The following is a 15,398-nucleotide window of genomic DNA, read 5'->3' as shown; positions in this document are numbered from 1 at the left end:
AATCGACGGTTTTGTCTCACCATGTGGACGAATTGGTCCATTGTTACTTGCAAGTTGGCATTGTTACGCTGCACACTTCCAATGTGAACAAGAACTCAACAGCACCTGCAGCCGCAGAATATTGGCCCAGCACATCCGCTGCTGCCGACATGCGCTGTTGTCGAATGCACGCCTGACCTTCGCACCCCTGAAGTTCTTAGGCATTCGCCCCCCAGCCCAGCGTCGGGCGTCCCTCCCCGGTCCGCGTTGACGGGGAATCCAGCATTCGAGCCGCGCGAGCGCGGCCATTCACATTGAGGTAAGCATTCCATGTCAGTTGCATCCGGATACGTCCACATCTCCGTCCGTAACGCCGCCAAGGCAGGCCAGCCCTCCGGCCTGCGCCCCGGTTTCGGGCCCCGCCCGTCGCTCGCTCCCACCTCCGGAAACGCATTCCCCGCGCAGGGCTACGCCCCGCAGGGATACAACCCGAACTCCTACGGCCAGCTCCGCGCCGTCCAGCCCGCCGAGGCCGCTCCCGTCACGGCCCCCACGCCCGTGGTGGCCGGTCCGAATGCTGTCCGCCCGGTGGCCAATGACAATGTGGCCCGCGGGTTCGTCCTGTACATGGGGATCGATGAGGAAACCGCGGCAGCAGCCGGCACCTCCATCGCCAAGCTCGCCCAGGAAATCCGTGCCTACGCCCAGTCGCTGGTTTCCGGTGCCGAGAGCTACGCCGCCGTTGCGGTAGCCCCGGCAGGCACCCCCGGGTCCGCCCTCGACGTCGTCCGTTCCACGTTCGGCGACCCCACGGTCAACTCCCGCCAGCGCACCGAGGCCGCCCGTCCTGCGCAGCCGCAGGAACCGCGCCCCTCCGGTGTCCTGATCGACCTCGCGCGCCGCGAAGTCCACCTCGATGGTGAATCCCTGAACCTCACCTTCAAGGAATTTGAACTCCTCAACTACCTCGTTGAGAACGGCACCCGCACCGTGGGCCGCGACGAACTGCTCGAAGGGCTGTGGCGCAACGCCGAAGAGGTGCCCAATGAGCGCACCATCGACGTCCACATCCGGCGCCTCCGTTCCAAGCTGGGCCGCCTTGCCAATACCGTCCGCACGGTCCGCGGCCAGGGCTACCGGTTCTACGAGCACCCCGAAGTTGTTGTCTGGGCCGCTCCCGAGTACTCCATCTAGCGTCGGGTTCCACCCGTCCTGCCCCACCGGGCGGGGAGCATTTTGCGGGACCATCTTAGGGGCCCACGGGATTGGCTAGGCTTGGGCCATGAGCTCGCACCACGTTCGACGCCTCGTGATCATGCGCCATGCCAAGGCTGACTGGCCGGGCGGGGTGGCCGATCATGAGCGGCCGCTCGAGGAACGCGGACACCGGGAAGCGCCGCTCGCCGGGCGGTGGCTGCTCAAGCACAACATCGTCCCCGACTTCATCCTGTGCTCCAGCGCCCTGCGCACCCGGCAGACGTGCACCTGGGTCTGCTCCGAACTGGGGGACAAGGCGCCCACGCCCAAGCTTGAAGACGGCTTGTATGCGGCCTCGGCGCAGCGGATGCTCACCGTGGTCAACCACGTGCCGGACACCGTGACCACGCTGATGCTGATCGCGCACCTGCCCGGCGTGCAGGACCTGGCAATGCACCTCGCCTCCCGGGACTCCGACCACGACGCCTACATGGATGCCGCCACCCGCTTCCCCACCAATGCGCTGACCGTGCTGGAGACAGAGAAACCCTGGGCGGAACTGGATGGGCAGGACGCCAGGATTACCCGGTTCAAAGTTCCCCGGGCCCACTAGCGGCAACCCTGCCTGCGGCAATCTTCCGCAGCAGGCCCGCGACGTGCCTGATGCCGGGGCTGGCCGTCATGGTCTTGCGATGGATGAGCCCAACCTGGCGGGCCTGGACCGGGTTGACCACCGGGACGGCCACCACATCCCGGGGGAGTGCCGGCCGCCCCAGCCGGGGAACAAGCGCCACCGCCACCGCCTGCTCCACCATCGCAATATGCGTCGCGAAATCGGGATCGTACACCCGGATGTCCGGCACCCGGCCCAAATCCGCGAAAATCCGCAGCAGGGCTTCGTTGCAGATTGCCCCCGCCGGCGTGCTGATCCAGCGTTCGTCAACAAGCTCCGCCGGTGCAACCGCAGGGCGACCCGCCAGGTGATGGCTGCGGTGCACCAGGACGTCCGCCACATCCTCGCACAGCCACTCCAGCGTCAGATGCTCCGGGATCACCAAGGGCACCGAATTCCAATTGTGCACCAGGCCGAGGTCCGCCTCCCCGTTGGCCACCCGGGCCACGGCTTCCCGCGGATCCTCGGCCAGCACGGAGATACCCAACGGCACCCCTGACTTTTCGAGCTGTGCCAGCAGCGGGCCCACCAGTCCGCGGCAGGCCGTGGAAAATGACACCACCCGGAGGCTGCCGCTGGGTTTGGCCGGATCTGCCAGGAGCGTGGACTGCAGTTCCTCCAGTTCGGCCAGGATGCGCCGGCCGTATGCCGCCAGGGCCAGTCCGCGCTCCGTGAGCAGGACGCCGCGGCCCCGGCGCTCCAGCACCGCGAAGCCGGCTTCCTTCTCCAGCTTCTTCACCTGTTGGGACACGGCCGATGGGCTGAACCCCATGGCCTCCGAAGCCGCAATGACGGAACCGTGCTGCTCCACCGCTGCGAGGGCCCGCAGGGAGCCAATATCAATCATGAAGCAAAGGTACATGATTCACGGTATAAACCAGCGCTGGTGCTTCATCCGCGGCCCTGTCAGAGTATGGATTGTGAACCTGCGCGATTCCCTGCTTGCCGTCCTTGTCGCCCTGCTGTGGGGCCTGAATTTTGTGGCCATCGACCTCGGGCTGCACGCCGGCGGCCACGACTTCCCGCCGCTGCTGTTCGTCGCCATGCGCTTCGTCCTGGTGGTGTTTCCGTGGATCTTCTTCATCAGGAAACCGGACGTCGGCTGGAAGGCCATCCTCGGCGTCGGACTCTTCATGAGCGCCGGCCAGTTCGGCCTCCTGTACCTGGCCATGGCCTTGGGCATGCCCGCGGGGCTCGCGTCCCTGGTCCTGCAGGCGCAGGTCCTGCTGACCGTCCTCCTTGCCGCGGGCTTCCTGGGCGAACGCCCCAGCCGGCGGCAGCTGGCGGGCGTCGTGCTGGGCGTCGCCGGACTCACCGTCGTGGCGGCAGGACGCAGCGCTGTGGCGCCGCTGCTCCCGCTGGTCATTGTCCTGGCCGCGGCGTTGTCATGGGCCGCCGGGAATGTCTTGGCCCGGAAGGCCAAAGCCGCCTCCGGCCTGGGGCTGGTGGTCTGGTCCGGGGCTGTGGTCCCGCTTCCGCTGGGCGCATTGTCCGTGCTGGTGGACGGCCCGGATACGGTGTGGCAGTCGCTGGCCACCCTGCAGATGCCCACCGTGCTCAGCGCGTTGTACACGGCAATCTTTGCCTCGCTGGTGGGTTACGGCATTTGGAACCGGCTCCTTGCCAGCCACCCGTCGTCGGCCGTGGTGCCCTTCACGCTCCTGGTCCCGGTGGTGGGCATGAGCGCGGCGTGGCTGGTCCTCGCAGAGGTGCCGTCGGCAACGGAACTGGCGGGCGGACTGCTTCTCCTGGGTGGCGTCGCGACCGCGGTGATCACCGGAACGGGCGGGCCCCGTCAGCGGCGCGGGGCTGAGCCGCTGCCGGGCCGTGGTGCCGGTTTGGGGGCCGGAGACGCGGACGACGACGGGCGCTTGGCTGCCGCCGATGTCCCGCGGGCGGGAGCGCGGGAGGCCGACGTCCGCTGACCGGGGGACGCCTGGACGCCGGATGCGTGGGGCCCGGAGGCCTGGCCGGCCCGTGGTGCGGCACCGCGCGGGCTGCGCGGCGGCCCGGACCGCTGCGATGGGTTGCGCTGCGGTGCGGTGCCCTGCAATGTGGCCCGGGTGCCCGCCCGTGGTGCGGCCGCCGGGCGCCTGGTGGTTCCGGCCGGCCTGCGGACCGGTGCTGTACGCCGCCGGCCCGGCCAGAGCGCGCCCAGGAAGAGGATTCCGAAAGTCGCGACGGCCGCAACCCCGGCGCCCAGGAAGTAGTTGTCCGGGTCGCGGGTGGGCAGCGGGGTGCCCAGGAAGGAGGACTGGTCGTCGTACGCCAGCGTCCAGGTGCTGAGGAACGCCAGGGAATAGCCGAGGGCAAGGGCAGTTCCGGTCCCCGCGGCGAGCAGGGCGAAGCGCCGGCGGCGGACCACGATTTCGGCCACCGCAGCCAGGTACGCCAGCGCCAGCACGCCAAGGAACGCGACGAACACCGGCTCCGCAAGGGTCATCCCCGTGAGCACCAGGAGCCCGGCGGCGACGACGCCGCAGATCACCGCAAATTTTCCGCTCTTTCCGGTATGGCGCATGTGCTCCATCATCCCCGAGGAGCGGCCTCCCCCAGGACGTAGCCGCGCATGATGGCCATGATTGCTGCAACACTTTGGTCACGGGTGCGCTCAGGATTGTAGGTCTGCCGGTCCAGGCCCACCACGAAGCAGGCGCCGAAGATGGCTGTCTCCAGGCTGCCCCGGGACACCGAGCCATCCACCGGATACGCCGCGGCCACGCTTTCCACGGCCTGGCCGATGACCTCGAGGAGCTCCCCGCGCAGGACCGCAAAGGTGCCCTGCCATTCACTGGGGATCCGCCAGTTCTCGCTGACCCACAGGCGGGCGAAGGAAGGGTATTCGGCCATGAAGTCCATGGCCTGGCCAATCATCGCTTCCATGGCCAGCAGCGGGTCCCGGCCGCTGCCGCCGTCAGCGGCCTCAAGCAGGCGTGCCTTGAGGATGTCCACCCCGTGCCGCAGCAACTGGGCGATCAGCTCGGATTTGCTGCCGAAGTTGTAATAGACCGTGCCCTTGGACACTCCTGCCGCCGCGGCGATCTCGTCCACCGTGACGTTGGCCGCCCCGCGTTCGCCGATGAGCTCCATGGAGGCGTCGAAGAGTTTCTGGCGGGTGGCGTTGGTCCGGGCAGGCCGGAGCGCTTTTGCCCCGGCCTGGGGTTCGGTGGTCATACGGCAATCTCCGGTTTCAGCGTCTTGAGTGTCCAGTACTTGTTCTTGCGCACCGCCAGGGTGGACAGGGCGGCGCCCAGTACCGTGTACCCGAGCAGGCCAACCAGGGTGGGAACAATCATGGACAGGTCCGCGCCGTAGATCAGGTGCCGCATCCCGGTCACCACGTAGCCCATGGGAAGGACCTGGTGCACAGCATGCAGCGGCTCCGGGGTGGTCTGCCACGGGAACGTGCCGCCGGAGGACACCAGCTGCAGGACCAGCAGGATCAGCACCACGAGCTTGCCCGGGGAGCCCAACAAGGCCACGATCCCCTGGATGAGGGCGCTGAACGCCATCGCCGCGGCCAGCAGGAACAGCCACATCAGGACCGGGTGCGCCGGGTTCAACCCCAGCGCCACATCCACCACCAGGGTCAGCAGGGACGCCTGCACCACCGAGACCAGCAGGAACGGCAGCCAGCCGCCCAGCGCGATCTTCCACGAGGGCGCGTTCGAGGCCAGGGCCCGCTGGGTGATGGGCCGCATCGCCTGGATCAGCATGAAGATCCCGATCCACAGGGCGAGCGTGAGGAAGAACGGTGCCAGCCCTGCGCCGTAGGAACCGGCCTTGGCCTGCGAGACATTGCTGACCGCCACAGGATCGGCCATCACCTGGGAGAGGTTGCTCTTTTGTGTGTCGTCCGGGTTGGGAACCTGGCCGGCACCCTTTCCGATCTCGTCGGCCAGGGTACGGGAGCCGGTGGCGGCCTGGCCCGCACCATCGGCGAGCTGGGCCGCGCCGGCGTCCACTTTCCGCGCCCCGTCCGCAAGGCCGGAGGCGCCGTCGACGGCGGACTGCTCACCGGTTGCCAGCGCTGCGGCCCCTGTGTGCAGCTGGTTCGCCCCGGCCGAAGCCTGCCCGATGGCGTCCTTCAGGGCCGGCATCCCGGCAGCCAGCTGGGCTGCGCCGACGCTGACCGCCTGGGAGCCGTCGGCCAGCTGCTGGACCTGTTCGGCGTCCGTCTGGATCTTGGCCTTGGCTGCTGCCACAGGACTGGACGCTGCGGCGGCATCGAAATCAGCCAGCACCTTGTCAGCCTGTTCCTGGGTCAGGACACCCGAGGCGACCAGCCTGCCGTTGGACTCCACCACCCGGCCGCGCAGCCCCTGGTCGGCTGCCTCGAGCTGGGACGCCACATCCTGGACCTTGGTGTTCAGCTGGGCGTTCCCGGCAGCCACCTGGGCCGCGCCGGAGGCAAGCGTTTGGGTATCGGAGGGCAGCGTGGCGGTCTTGTCCTTCAGCGTGGACAATCCGTTGCTGAGCTGCCCCGCGCCGTCGGTCAGCTGGTTGGCGCCGTCCCGCAGCTTCAGCTGGCCGGCGTACAACTGGTCGGCGCCGCTGCTCAAGGCGGTGGTGCCCTCGTGGAGGGTGACCGTTCCGTCCCTGAGGGTGGCCACTCCGTCGGCCAACTGGGCGGCGCCGTCCGCGGCCTGGACCATCTTGCTGTGGATGGTGCCGAAGCCGGTGAGCAGCTGGTTGGCGGTCTCCTCCCCAACCTCCTTGGCCACCGTGGTGTGGACGGCCGTGGTCAGTTTGTCCACGATGGTGCTCAACAGGTAGTTGTTGGCATCGTTCGTGGTGACGTTCAGCATGGCCTGGCTCGCGGAATCAAAGCTGCCCGGTGAGACCAGGTTTGCCGAGAAATCCTTGGGGATCTTCAGGGCGAAGGCGTACTGGCCGCTGCTGACTCCGGCGTCGGCCTCCGTTGAGCTGGACACCGGAACCCAGTGGAACACGTTGCCCTCCACCAGGCTGTCCGCCACTTTGGTTCCGGCCTCCAGCCGGGTGCCGTCGGCAGCGGTGGCGCCGGAGTCCTCGACCACCAGTGCGGCGTCGAGGCTGTTGAGGTGCCCGTAAGGATCCCAGTTCGCGTACAGGTACACCGCACCGTAGAGCAGCGGGACCATGGTCAGCGCCAGGATGGTCAGCTTGGGCAGCAGACCGCCGGTCATGCGCTTGAGTTCGGAGCGGGCCAGCCGCAGGACAGTCACTTGGCAACCTCGGTTTCGAGTTCGGTTTCCTGGTTTTCCCGGTCAGGCGCGGACTCCGCTGAGTGCTTGCCGGCCGGGGCATCGGGTTCGGTTTCGGGTATCCGTTCCGGCGCGGGTTCGGGTGCCTCGTTGCCGATGTGGGCGACCGGTCCGTCCCACGAGGCGGGGACGGCACTGACGGCCGCTACGACGGCGAGGGGGCGCCCGGCGTCGTATGCCAACGCCTGGAGGCGCGGCAGCCAGGTGAGGTCATCCGCGCTGTGCCGGTCAGGGGAGTCGACCACCAGCAGGTCGGTGCCCGGGTTGGCGAGGGCCAGCGCCGTGAGCAGCTCAAGCCGCCGCCGCGGCTCGAGCTGTTCGGTCCACAGGTCCGCGATGTCTTCGAACCGGTTGACCTTGAGCCAAGGCCGGCTGAGCAGGGCGCCACGGTAGCGGCGGGGGATCAGGGCCAAGTCCTCGGTGACCAGGTCACGGACGCTGAGGTGTTCTTCCGGCTCATTGACGCCGGGGGAGTCCACCAGAGCCGCGGCGAGGCGGAGCTGCTTGGTCCGGGAGTTGCCGTCCCAGCTGAGCTGCCCGCCGCCGGTGGCCTTCATCCTGCCGCTGAGCAGGAGTGCCAGCGCGGTGCGCTGGTCCTGCCGGTCGCCGGCAACGAGCAGCAGCTCGCCACGCGCAACCGTCAGGGACGTGGGAGGAAGCAGCGGGTCCCGGCGTCCTTTGGCCTGGAGCTGGTGTGCTGAGAGCAAGGCTTGCCTTTCGCAGAAGAAGTCTGCATCAAGACTAACCAAACTGACCGGTCAGTTCAAATAAGACTCACAGGCCATACTTCTCCAGCAGCCGCAGCCAGACCTCACTGATGGTCGGGTAGGAAGGGACTGCGTGCCATAGCCGGTCCAGCGGAACTTCGCCCACTACCGCGATGGTGGCGGCGTGGAGTAGCTCGGCCACATCGGGCCCGGCGAAGGTGGCGCCCAGGAGGACTTTGCGGTCTTCGTCAACCACCAGCTGCGCCCACCCCTCGTAGTTCTCGGAGTGCAGGGAGGAACCAGCCACCTGGATGGGCAGCTCCACGGACGAGGCGTTGTAGCCGTCTTTCCTGGCAGTTTCCAGCGTGCGCCCCACGCTGGCCAGTTCCGGATCCGTGAAGACGACGCTGGGTACGGCGTGCTGGTTGGCCGTCTGGGCGCAGCTGGTCCAGTCGCCCGGGGCTCCCTTGAGCCCGCCCTTGGCCCGGGCGGCGATGGCGTCACCGGTGGCGCGGGCCTCGTATTTGCCCTGGTGGGTGAAGAGGTTCTTCCCGGCGGCGTCCCCTACGGCGTACAGCCAGTCGTCGTCGCCGGGGGTCCCTTCCACGAGGCCGGTGGTGTCCGTGGACAGGCTCAGGTGGCCCGATTCTCCGGGCTCGAAGCCGACACTTTCCAGGCCGAGGCCTTCCAGCGCCGGGTGCCGGCCGGTGGAGACCAGGACCTTTTCTGCCGTGACGGTGGTTCCGTCGCCCAGGCTGACGGTGAGGGTGCCGTCCTCGTTTGCGCTGATCCGTTCGGTGGCCGTATGCAGCCGGAGGGTCACGCCGTCTGCCCGCAATCCCGCCGCAACCAGCGCCGCCGCTTCCTCCGGAAAGGTGCCCAGCAGGCCGCTGCGCGCCACCAGGGTAACGCTCGAGCCCAGGCGGGCGAAGGCCTGAGCGAGCTCCGTGCCGGCGACTCCGCCGCCCAGGACCGTGAGGCGTTCGGGGATCTCAGCCGCGGAGGTCGCTTCCCGGGTGCCCCAGACCTGCACGTCCTCCAGCCCCTCGATGGGAGGGTTGTTGGGGGTGGACCCGGTGGCCAGGACCACCGCGTGCCTGGCCCGCAGCAGGTGTTGCGCCCCATCCAGGCCCGCCACTTCAACCGCCTTGGGCCCGGTCAGCCAGCCGTGGCCGCGCACCAGCTCGATGCCGGTGTCCTCCGCCCAGCTGACTTGGCTGTCGTCCTGCCAGTTGGATGTGAAGTAATTGCGGCGGGCCAGGACGGCTGCGGCGTCCAGGGTTCGGGTGACGGCTTCCTTGGCGCCGGGGGTGGTCTGCGCCCCATGCAGGGCGGTGCCGGGCCGGAGCAGTGCCTTAGATGGCATGCATGCCCAGTAGGAGCATTCACCGCCAACAAGTTCCGCTTCCACCATGACGGCGCTCAGGCCCGCCTGGACCACGCGGCCCGCCACGTTTTCCCCTACGGCGCCTGCGCCGATAACAACAACATCAAATTCGCGCTCAGCGGCCTCGGGCATCATGTGCACAGCCTAGCCGGGACGCGGCGCCTTGAGGGTACAAAAAAGGTCCGCACCGGCGAGCCGGTGCGGACCTTGTTGGTGCGCCCAAAGGGATTCGAACCCCTGACCTTCTGTTCCGTAGACAGACGCTCTATCCAGCTGAGCTATGGGCGCATTCCGTGTCCCGGGAGAAGAACCGCTCTCCCCGAACCTCGAATTACTTTACGCGAGGCGGGGCCGTAGTGCCAAATCGAAACCCTTGTAATCTCGGCAACTAGACCGGTATAGGTGACCTTTGTCACTTAATCCGCGATTCTGCGGCAAAAATTCCTTGGATTTCCGCGGAATTCACTTTTCGTGACCGGAGATGTCAGTCAAGCTCCCAAAAAACTCCAGTGGTCCGGACCATAGCATTTAGCTCACACCGATGAACCCGAGGAAGGGAACTGCAATGGGCGATCTGGCGCAGAAGCCGCTGCTTGAGAAAGCACCCACCACACATGCCGGCTTGCTGGCATGGGTCGAAGAGGTTGCTGAGCTTACGCAGCCGGACCGCATCTACTGGGTTGACGGGTCCGAAGAGGAAAACACCCGCCTGACCGACGAACTCGTTGCTGCCGGAACGCTCACGCGCCTCAACCAGGACCTGTTCCCCAATTCCTTCGCCGCGTTCTCGGATCCCGCCGACGTTGCCCGCGTCGAGGAGCAGACCTTCATCTGCTCGGAAAACAGGCGTGACGCCGGCTTCACCAACAACTGGATGGACCCGCGCGAGATGAAGGACAAGCTGCGCGGGCTCTTCGCCGGTTCCATGCGCGGCCGCACCATGTACGTCATCCCGTTCGTCATGGGCCACCTGGATGCCGAGGACCCCAAGTTTGGCGTGGAAATCACTGACAGCGCCTACGTTGTTGCCTCCATGCGCATCATGGCCCGCATTGGCACGGATGTCCTGAACCGGATCACCGAGACCAACGCCTTTTTCGTCCCGGCCCTGCATTCCCTGGGCGCGCCGCTGGCACCGGGCCAGGATGACGTCCCGTGGCCGTGCAACCCGGACAAGTGGATCGTCCACTTCCCCGAAGAGCGCTCCATTTGGTCCTTTGGCTCCGGCTACGGTGGAAACGCGCTGCTGGGCAAGAAGTGCTACGCCCTGCGCATCGCCTCCGTCATGGCCCGCGACGAAGGCTGGCTGGCAGAGCACATGCTCATCCTCAAGCTGACCTCCCCCGAGCAGAAGACGTACTACATTTCCGCGGCCTTCCCCTCCGCCTGCGGCAAGACCAACCTCGCCCTGCTGGATCCCACCATCAAGGGCTGGAAGGTTGAAACCCTCGGTGACGACATCACCTGGATGCGGTTCGGCAAGGAAGGCGAGCTGCGGGCCGTCAACCCCGAGGCCGGCCTGTTCGGCGTGGCACCCGGTACCGGCTGGGGCACCAACCCCAACGCCATGCGGGCCATCGCCAAGGGCAGCAGCATCTTCACGAACGTGGCGCTGACCGACGACGGCGGCGTGTGGTGGGAGGGCATGACGGACGAGGTGCCCGCGCACCTTACCGACTGGCAGGGCAACTCCTGGACGCCGGATTCGGACAAGCCCGCGGCCCACCCGAACTCACGCTTCTGCACCCCGATCGACCAGATCGACATGTTGGCCGAAGAGTACTTCAGCCCGGACGGCGTGGAGCTCTCTGCCATCCTGTTCGGCGGCCGCCGGAAGACCACCATTCCCCTGGTCACCGAGGCCCGCAGCTGGTCCAACGGCATCTTCATGGGCTCCACCCTGTCCTCCGAAACCACCGCTGCCGCCGCCGGCGCGGTCGGCGTGGTCCGGCGCGACCCCATGGCCATGCTGCCCTTCATCGGCTACGACGCAGGCGACTACCTGAACCACTGGGTAAACCTGTCCGCCAAGGCAAACCCGGAGCGCCTGCCCAAGATCTTCCTGGTCAACTGGTTCCGCCGGAACTCCGAAGGCGGCTTCGCCTGGCCCGGCTTCGGTGACAACGCCCGCGTCCTCAAGTGGGCCATCGAGCGCCTCGAAGGCACGGCGGACGCCGTCGAAACCCCCATCGGCTACGTTCCCACCGGCGAGGCCATCGACCTCGAAGGCCTGGACATGACAGCTGCGCAGGTTGAGGAGGCCGTCAAGGTCGATCCCGCCGAGTGGGCTACCGAGCTGGCCTCCATTGAAGACTGGTTCGCCAACTTCGGGGGCTCGCTGCCCGAAGCCCTGCAGTCCGAACTGGCAGGCCTGAAGGCCCGCCTGGGCTGAGCTGCCCCCTTATCAGTACGACGACGGCCCCGCACCTTTTCCCCAAAGGTGCGGGGCCGTCGTCGTACTGTGGGTCCGGGAGCGGGCCGTGGGGTGGATTCAGCTCGCGAGCCAGATGTCCGGGCCGAAGACCTCATAGTGGATCCTGGTGGCGGGAATGCCCGCGTTGATGGCTTCGTTGCGGATGTTCTTCATGAACGGCAGCGGGCCGCAGAGGTAGAGGGACGCACCGGCCGGGAGGTCCACTTCGCGCAGGGACATGAAGCCCTGGCTGGTGCCGTCCACCGGCTGCTCCAGCCAGAGTTGCAGTTCCGCGCCGTCCAGGCGCTCGACGTCGCTGGTCATCTGGCTGCGCAGGGCCCAGCTGTCCAGGGTGCTTTCCGCGTGCAGCACCAGCACCTGCCGGTCAGAGCCGGATTCGGCCAGCGACCGCAGGATGGACGCGGTGGGGGTGCAGCCGATGCCTGCGGAGGCCAGGACCACCGGGCCGTCGCCGTCCTTGAGCGTGATCTCACCGTAAGGGTTGGAAATCTCGACGACGTCGCCCACCTGGACGGTGTGGTGCAGCACGGGGGAGACCTCGCCGCCGTCGTCGAGTTTGGTGGTGAAGATGCGGCTGGTGCCGGCATCGCCGGAAAGCGAGTACTGCCGCACCTGCCGCAGTCCGTCGGGGAGCGCCACCTTGACGCTGATGTACTGGCCGGGCAAGGCGGGGGTGACGGGGGTGTCGTCGGCCGGCTCCAGGGTGAAGGTCATGGACCCGGTTCCTGCCGGTGCCTTGGCTGCCACCCGCCAGGGCGTCCACATTTTGTCGTTGGCCTGCGCGGCGTAGAGGCCCTTTTCGAGCTTGATCAGGGCGTGCGCCATCAGCCAGTACACCTCGGTCCAGGCCTCCGCGATTTCAGGAGTGATCACCTCGGCGAGGTCTTCGGCGATGGCGGCGAACAGGTGCTCGTAGACCACCTGGTACTGCGGTTCGGTGATGCCCAGGGAGGCGTGCCGGTGCGCGATGCGGGAAAGGACCGTCTCCGGCAGGGTGCCCGGATTGTTGACCAAGTGGGTGGCGAAGGCTGCGATGCTCCCGGCGAGGGCCTGCTGCTGGTTCCCGGAGCGCTGGTTGGAGCGGCTGAACAGGCCATCCATCAGTTCGGGGTGCGCCGCGAACAGGCGGGCGTAAAAGTTCGGGGTGATGGATCCGATCCTGGAGCCGACCAGCGGCAGGGTGGCCTCAATGACGGGGCGGGACTTGTCCGAGAGCATCTGAACTCCTGAGGTTATGGCCGGGGCCTTCGTCCGGCCGGATGGAAACTTGTATTTCAAATACAAGTATTCGGCCTCAGTTCTACACTGTGTAGAAGTTGGAAATCAAACTGGCAGGTAATGCCCGGATACGTTGGGCTACAAGCCCGGGCGGAGGCCGATCACCTGGAATACGGGCGCCATCTGGCGGGCTTGGGGAAGATCCGCGATCACCACGGAGTCGAGCTCAGCGTAGAAGGCTTCGCGTGCGCGGGCCAGGGCGCTCCGGAGCCGGCATTCGGTGATCAGTGGACAATTTCCGGCCGGCGATACGCAATCGGCCGGATCCAGCCGGGAATCGAGCTGCCGCAGGATCTGCCCCACGCTGGCGGTGCGCCCGGCATGGCTGAGCTGGGACCCGCCGGAGCGGCCCCGGACAACCTCGATCAGCCCCAGGCTCCGCAGCTTGGCCATCGCCTTGCTGACGTGGTTGTAGGGCGTCCCCACCGAGTCCGCGATGCTCTGGGTGGTCAGCAGGGTGCCGTCCGGGACCGCTGCGAGCACCATGAGTGCCCGCAGGCTGACGTCGGCGAAGGCGTTGATCTTCACGGCTGCCGCTGGTCTAGTCCACCCAGATGGCGGGCTCGCTGGCGTCCGCGCCCAGCTCGCCAAAATCCCAGGACTGGGTGCTGGGGTTGGCGGCATAAGGCAGCACAGCGGCAAACAGGGAACCGTCCCGGTGCTCCGCGGCCACGTGGATGGCGTCGGAATCCTCCTCCACCAGCAGGATGTCGCACACGACGGCGGCGGCGCGGAAGTCGTCCCGGTTCTGCCGCAGGAGCGCCTGGAGGTCCTGGATCATGGCCTCGGCGTCGAAATCCCCGTCCGTGTCCTCCCCGGCTTCCGCCGGGGAGACGGCAACCAGCCGCACCTCGCCGTCGTTTTGGACCGTGAGCGCGAAGGGCAGGAAGCCGCCGTTGCGCTGGAGCTGCTCCTGGGCCGCGCTCACACCCGTGCCCAGGAGGTTCTCCAGGTCGGTTGCCGTGGCTTCCGGAACAGAATCGCGCCAGCTCTCCTGGCCGCCGGGGCCCTCCGTTGCCTGCCCGGTGTGGTCTGCCATCCGCTGCTAGGCCCGTACCAGCGAGAGGACGCGGTCGCGGACGCGCTCCATGGTGGCTCGGTCCGTCGCCTCGGCATTGAGCCGCAGGAACGGTTCGGTGTTGGAGGGGCGGAGGTTGAACCAGTAGCTGCCGTCGTTGGCCGTGAACGTGCTGCCGTCCAGGGTGTCGATGGTGAGGTCCTCGTCCGCGAAAGCCTGGCGTACCCGCTCCACCGCCGCCGGCTTGTCCTCCACCTCGGAGTTGATCTCGCCGGAGCTGACGTAGGGCTCGTATTCGCGTGCCAGGTCGGACAGCGGGCCGTCCTGCTCGCCCAGTGCTGCCAGGACATGCATGGCTGCCAGCATGCCGGTGTCCGCGTTCCAGAAATCGCGGAAGTAGAAGTGCGCGGAGTGTTCGCCGCCGAACACGGCGCCTTCCTCGGCCATGACCGCCTTGATGAACGAGTGGCCCACGCGGGTCCGGACAGCACGCCCGCCGTCGTGCTCCACCAGCTCGGCGACGGCACGGGAGGTCAGGAGGTTGTGGATGATCGTGGGCTTTTCCTCGCCCTGCGCCTTGGCGCGGGCGATCTCGCGGCGCGCCACCATCCCGGTGATGGCGGACGGGGACACGGGCTCGCCCTTCTCGTCGATGACGAAGCAGCGGTCTGCGTCGCCGTCGAAGGCCAGGCCGATGTCCGCACCGTGCTTGATGACCGCCGCCTGGAGGTCGCGGAGGTTCTCCGGCTCCAGGGGGTTGGCGGGGTGGTTGGGGAAGGATCCATCCAGTTCAAAGTAGAGCGGAACAATGTCGAACGGGAGTTTGTGCAGCAACGCGTCGCCCAGCACGGCGGGAGTGGTCAGGCCTGCCATGCCGTTGCCGGCGTCCACCACCACCTTCAGCGGGCGGGAGGCCGAGAGGTCAACCAGCTTGCGCAGGTACTCGGAGTAGTCCTTGAGGACGTCGCGGACGCTGATGCTTCCGCGGGTGCCGGCGGCGGGGATGGACCCGGTGTTGAGGTACTGCTCCGCGAGGGCCTGGATCTCCTTGAGGCCGGTTTCGGAGGAAATCGGGACGGCACCGGCCTTGGACATCTTGATGCCGTTGTAGGCGGCGGGATTGTGGCTGGCGGTGAAGGTTGCGCCGGCGCGGTTGAGGAAACCGCAGGCGAAGTACAGCTCATCGGTGGAAATCAGGTCCAGCAGCTCTACGTTGGCGCCCCTGGTTGCGGCTCCGTTGGCGAAGGCCTTGGTGAACTCGGGGGAGGAGGGGCGCATGTCACCGCCCACCACGATGGTCTGGCCTTCGAGCTTGAGGACATCCACGAACGCGGCCCCCACGGCTTCGACGATTTCGGCGGTGATCGATTCGCCCACAATCCCTCGGACGTCGTAGGCCTTGAAGGATGCCGAGAGATCAAATGTCGTTGTCTGTTCGCTAGTCACGGGCTTTATCTTACGTGGGCGGCGGACGCAGCC

13 protein-coding genes and 1 tRNA gene are annotated in these 15,398 nt (G+C 67.2%); 4 read left to right on the top strand and 10 right to left on the bottom strand.

Annotated features, from left to right (window positions below; all coding sequences use genetic code 11):
* Window positions 1–309: 309 nt before the first annotated feature.
* Window positions 310–1,173, top strand: a complete 864-nt coding sequence (locus tag DC347_RS05880; protein WP_109044752.1) for a winged helix-turn-helix domain-containing protein — start codon at window positions 310–312, stop codon at window positions 1,171–1,173.
* Window positions 1,174–1,261: 88 nt separating this feature from the next.
* Entirely contained in the window at window positions 1,262–1,789 is a 528-nt protein-coding gene (locus tag DC347_RS05875) for a histidine phosphatase family protein (RefSeq protein ID WP_026264758.1), read from the top strand.
* Here the strand turns inward: DC347_RS05875 and DC347_RS05870 are convergent.
* A complete protein-coding gene (locus DC347_RS05870; protein WP_109044784.1) occupies window positions 1,767–2,696 on the bottom strand; it encodes a LysR family transcriptional regulator in 930 nt (309 codons plus the stop codon). The two genes, DC347_RS05875 and DC347_RS05870, sit on opposite strands and share 23 nt — an antisense overlap.
* Before the next feature lie 73 nt (window positions 2,697–2,769).
* Here DC347_RS05870 and DC347_RS05865 point away from each other — a divergent pair, with 73 nt between their 5' ends.
* A complete protein-coding gene (locus DC347_RS05865) occupies window positions 2,770–3,774 on the top strand; it encodes an EamA family transporter (RefSeq protein ID WP_109044751.1) in 1,005 nt (334 codons plus the stop codon).
* Window positions 3,775–4,378: 604 nt separating this feature from the next.
* Here DC347_RS05865 and DC347_RS05860 read toward each other — a convergent pair.
* The 5 genes from DC347_RS05860 to DC347_RS05840 all read right to left on the bottom strand — a co-directional run bounded on the left by DC347_RS05860 (window position 4,379) and on the right by DC347_RS05840 (window position 9,477).
* The gene (locus DC347_RS05860) at window positions 4,379–5,023 is read right to left on the bottom strand and encodes a TetR/AcrR family transcriptional regulator (RefSeq protein ID WP_018762391.1); all 645 of its coding nucleotides are present in this window, start codon (window positions 5,021–5,023) and stop codon (window positions 4,379–4,381) included.
* Window positions 5,020–7,056 (bottom strand): YhgE/Pip family protein, encoded by a 2,037-nt coding sequence (locus DC347_RS05855; protein ID WP_109044750.1) that lies wholly within the window; start codon window positions 7,054–7,056, stop codon window positions 5,020–5,022. Before DC347_RS05855 ends, DC347_RS05860 begins: the two co-directional genes overlap by 4 nt.
* Window positions 7,053–7,802: an ABC transporter ATP-binding protein gene (locus DC347_RS05850; protein ID WP_109044749.1), complete on the bottom strand. Its 750-nt coding sequence runs from the start codon at window positions 7,800–7,802 to the stop codon at window positions 7,053–7,055. The genes DC347_RS05855 and DC347_RS05850 overlap by 4 nt, the downstream gene beginning before the upstream one ends.
* A 67-nt stretch (window positions 7,803–7,869) precedes the next feature.
* A complete protein-coding gene (locus tag DC347_RS05845; RefSeq protein WP_109044748.1) occupies window positions 7,870–9,324 on the bottom strand; it encodes an NAD(P)/FAD-dependent oxidoreductase in 1,455 nt (484 codons plus the stop codon).
* Between the two features lie 76 nt (window positions 9,325–9,400).
* Window positions 9,401–9,477 (bottom strand) — tRNA-Arg (locus DC347_RS05840).
* A gap of 277 nt (window positions 9,478–9,754) precedes the next feature.
* Between DC347_RS05840 and DC347_RS05835 the strand changes: the two genes are divergently transcribed.
* The gene (locus DC347_RS05835) at window positions 9,755–11,581 is read left to right on the top strand and encodes a phosphoenolpyruvate carboxykinase (GTP) (RefSeq protein ID WP_018762387.1); all 1,827 of its coding nucleotides are present in this window, start codon (window positions 9,755–9,757) and stop codon (window positions 11,579–11,581) included.
* A gap of 99 nt (window positions 11,582–11,680) precedes the next feature.
* Here DC347_RS05835 and DC347_RS05830 read toward each other — a convergent pair whose 3' ends face one another.
* The 4 genes from DC347_RS05830 to DC347_RS05815 form a co-directional block, all read right to left on the bottom strand.
* On the bottom strand, window positions 11,681–12,841 hold the full coding sequence (locus DC347_RS05830) for a globin domain-containing protein (protein ID WP_109044747.1): 1,161 nt from the start codon (window positions 12,839–12,841) through the stop codon (window positions 11,681–11,683).
* 138 nt (window positions 12,842–12,979) lie between these two features.
* Entirely contained in the window at window positions 12,980–13,429 is a 450-nt protein-coding gene (locus DC347_RS05825; protein ID WP_109044746.1) for an Rrf2 family transcriptional regulator, read from the bottom strand.
* 13 nt (window positions 13,430–13,442) lie between these two features.
* The gene (locus DC347_RS05820; RefSeq protein ID WP_109044745.1) at window positions 13,443–13,940 is read right to left on the bottom strand and encodes a hypothetical protein; all 498 of its coding nucleotides are present in this window, start codon (window positions 13,938–13,940) and stop codon (window positions 13,443–13,445) included.
* A gap of 6 nt (window positions 13,941–13,946) precedes the next feature.
* The gene (locus tag DC347_RS05815; protein WP_109044744.1) at window positions 13,947–15,365 is read right to left on the bottom strand and encodes a phosphomannomutase/phosphoglucomutase; all 1,419 of its coding nucleotides are present in this window, start codon (window positions 15,363–15,365) and stop codon (window positions 13,947–13,949) included.
* Window positions 15,366–15,398 lie beyond the last annotated feature (33 nt).

Source organism: Pseudarthrobacter sp. AG30 (assembly GCF_003116525.1).
Lineage (GTDB): Bacteria > Actinomycetota > Actinomycetes > Actinomycetales > Micrococcaceae > Arthrobacter.
Note: the sequence above shows the minus strand (reverse complement) of the source record. Positions and strands in the feature narration are given on the sequence as shown.